Genomic DNA, 2,706 nt, shown 5'->3' with positions numbered 1-2,706 from the left:
GTGCAGGACGCTGTCGTCGATGACCTTCCTGTTGTAGACGACCGTCGGGTGCATGAAGATCGTGAAGAACATCGCCAATACAGGGATGCGGCCGAACTGGAACACCGGATCGGGCCTACCCCTGGCGATGCGGCCGCGGATCAACATGTCGACGCCGGCGCCGCAGAAGCCCAGTTCGGGCCGCCGCTCGAACAGCGCCACCTGGCGCGACAAACGCCAGGGATAGGCGACGTCGTCGGCATCCATCCGCGCGACCAGTTCGCCCCGGGCGATCGCCAGCCCTTCGTTGAGCGTCGCGACAAGGCCACGGTTTTCGCGCGAGATGATCGAAATGCGGCTGTCGGCCTTTTGGCATCGCTCGAGTATCTCGAGCGAATTATCGGTCGAACCGTCATCGATCGCGATGATCTCCAGGCGACTGTGATCCTGCCGCAGGATGCTTCCCAGCGCGGTGGCGAGATAGGGACCGGCATTGTAGACCGGCAACAGGACGGAGACGAGCGGTGCGGCGATCATCGTCTTGCATCCGTGCGCTGGAGTTCGAGCGCCGGTGTGCGGCCATCGGGCGATCCGCCAGCCGCCGTCGCGAGCCAGCCGCCATGGCTGCCCTGTGCGGAGCGGGTGCGCGCGACATAGGGGAAGTGGCGCTTCAGGCTGTTGAGCGGCCTCTCGAAAACCACCCAGGAAATCGAGGCCGCGACAATCGTGGCGGCGCTCGCAACCAGGAAACGCCCTGGCCCTTGCTCCGAGACGTTGAGCGGAATCCAGGGTTGCGCCTTGACGGCGAGCGACAGCAATATCGGATGATAGAGATAGACGCCGTAGCTGATGCGGCCGAGGCCAAGCAGCGGCGGCAGTTCGGCAAGCTTTCCCAAAGTGCCGCCAAGGCCGCGCGAACAGGCTGCGACGATGACCATCAGCGGCACCAGCGGCAGGACTTGCCGCACCAGCCAATGGGTCCATTCGAGCATCGGATCGGCGGGCGCAGGCACAAACCACTCGATGACAAGGAATGCGGCCGCGAAGGCAGGCCAGCTGAGCCGCATCCAGTGCGGCAGGGCCGCGCCCCTGGATCGCCAGCAGGCAAGCAGCGCGCCCGTCGCCAGCGCATCCATGGATGCCGGCGGCAGCAGGTCGCGCGCCAGCGTCGTGTTGGCGGTGAGCGGCCAATAAAAGCGATAGGCCAGCGACAGTGCGATGACGCCGATGCAGATCTGTTCGAAGCGGCGGCGCGGGGCCAACAGGACGACCAGCGGCCAGGCAAGATAGAACTGCTCCTCGATGCTCAGGCTCCAGAAATGGCACAGCACCCAAGGGTTCCAGTCATTGCGCAGCGCATACCAGAAATTCGACAGGTAAAGCGCATGCCAGACCAGCGATCCCCTGGATTGGTCCAGGTCGACCAGCCAGACGAAACCCAGGACGGCGAAATAGGGTGGAAATATCCGCAAGCCTCGCCTGATATAGAAGGATCGCAGCGCGGGACCGGTCTCGAATTCGGCGGCCGAACGCGCTTCCAGGAGCAGGCGCGTGATCAGGAAGCCGCTCAGCACGAAGAACAGCCGCACGCCGATATGGCCCCAGAATGAAGATCCTCCAGCGGCGAAGAAATGGGAATACAACACCATCGTCACGGCGATGGCTCTCAACGCATCCAGTTGGATGTCGCGGGCGCTTCCCATCAGCGGCATCCGCCAGCGTGATGGCCGCGACCAAGCCGCCAGCCGGCCGTTTCGAGCGGCAGGCCAAGGCGGGCGAGACCCGCCAGAGCGCAGGCATCGTCAAACCTACGCTCGAAATCGACGGACGGGTAGCTCAAGCTGGTCAACCTGGCGGGATCCTCCACGGCGCATATCCAGTCGCAAACGAGTCCCCCAGGAGATCGTTCGGCTACGGCATTGTGCGGCGCAACACAAAAAATCTACCCAGCTGAAATACTTATGTGAGCAAGTGCTAAAAAATTGAGAAAACCGAGCGTTTCTCGTCAATTCTGGCGATTTTTCTCAGAACTTAAACGCTGTGGTTTAAATTTTGCCGATGTTCCCGCCTCGGTTGATTTGCGAGCTCGTGGCTTAAGAGCCTAGTTCTTTGTTAGACCACAGGAAATTCCGTAATCTATATTTTGTCTATATGGATCCGGCCCTGGCTCCGTGAAGAAATGATTTGGAACCATTAGCTTTGCGCGGTGCAGCATCGTCTCTGTTTTTCGTCGTTGCCACGCGCAACGCCCATTACTCGGCTGACCGCCAACCCTCACACCGCGTCGAACACCACCGTCTGCTCCAGCCCGCCGCCCCGGCGGTTTTCCAGTGTTACCGTGCCTCCGTAGCGCTCGATGATTTCCTTGGCGATGGCGAGGCCAAGACCAGCTCCGGGGATCGATTGCAGGCGGCCGGGGTCGACGCGGAAAAAGGGCTCGAACGCCTTGTTCAGGAGTTCCGGGGGGATGCCCGGCCCATGGTCCGATATGGTCAGCACGGCGCGATTGTCGGTCGCGGCCAGGTCGATGCGGCACGCCTTGCCATGGGTGGCGGCGTTGACGATCAGGTTGCGCAAGGCGCGGCGCAGGCCGAGCGCGCCGGCGCGCACGCAAACCTTTTCCAGGTGCCCGATCGAGACGGCATGGCCGAGCGACACCATCTCGGCTTCGATATCGCGCACCGTCTTTGCCAGGTCCACCGCTTCGACGGCGTCCTGGTTGACCTC

At 62.4% G+C, this 2,706-nt stretch carries 4 protein-coding genes; 1 reads left to right on the top strand and 3 read right to left on the bottom strand.

The window, feature by feature from the left end:
- Together ENZ75_RS27690 and ENZ75_RS27685 are read right to left on the bottom strand one after the other, a co-directional pair.
- The coding region (locus ENZ75_RS27690) for a glycosyltransferase family A protein (RefSeq protein ID WP_164888049.1) at positions 1 to 516 on the bottom strand (516 nt) is incomplete at its 3' end.
- Positions 513 to 1,682, bottom strand: a complete 1,170-nt coding sequence (locus ENZ75_RS27685) for an acyltransferase (RefSeq protein WP_024501681.1) — start codon at positions 1,680 to 1,682, stop codon at positions 513 to 515. The genes ENZ75_RS27685 and ENZ75_RS27690, both read right to left, overlap by 4 nt.
- A 20-nt stretch (positions 1,683 to 1,702) precedes the next feature.
- Here ENZ75_RS27685 and ENZ75_RS34755 point away from each other — a divergent pair, with 20 nt between their 5' ends.
- Positions 1,703 to 1,933, top strand: coding sequence for a hypothetical protein (locus tag ENZ75_RS34755; RefSeq protein WP_127423622.1), 231 nt, complete (start codon positions 1,703 to 1,705; stop codon positions 1,931 to 1,933).
- Positions 1,934 to 2,253: 320 nt separating this feature from the next.
- Here ENZ75_RS34755 and ENZ75_RS27680 read toward each other — a convergent pair.
- Positions 2,254 to 2,706: ATP-binding protein (locus ENZ75_RS27680; RefSeq protein ID WP_164888048.1), on the bottom strand; the 453-nt coding region annotated here is incomplete at its 5' end.

Origin of the sequence: Mesorhizobium sp. M7A.F.Ca.CA.002.04.1.1 (assembly GCF_004022805.1) — a bacterium.
GTDB classification, from domain to species: Bacteria; Pseudomonadota; Alphaproteobacteria; order Rhizobiales; family Rhizobiaceae; genus Mesorhizobium; species Mesorhizobium ciceri.
Note: the sequence above shows the minus strand (reverse complement) of the source record. Positions and strands in the feature narration are given on the sequence as shown.

Excerpts from the sequence above, each read along its gene's own strand:
- ENZ75_RS34755 (WP_127423622.1), top strand. The coding sequence starts at position 1,703 with ATGGCCGCGACCAAGCCGCCAGCCGGCCGTTTCGAGCGGCAGGCCAAG.
- ENZ75_RS27685 (WP_024501681.1), bottom strand. The coding sequence starts at position 1,682 with ATGGGAAGCGCCCGCGACATCCAACTGGATGCGTTGAGAGCCATCGCC.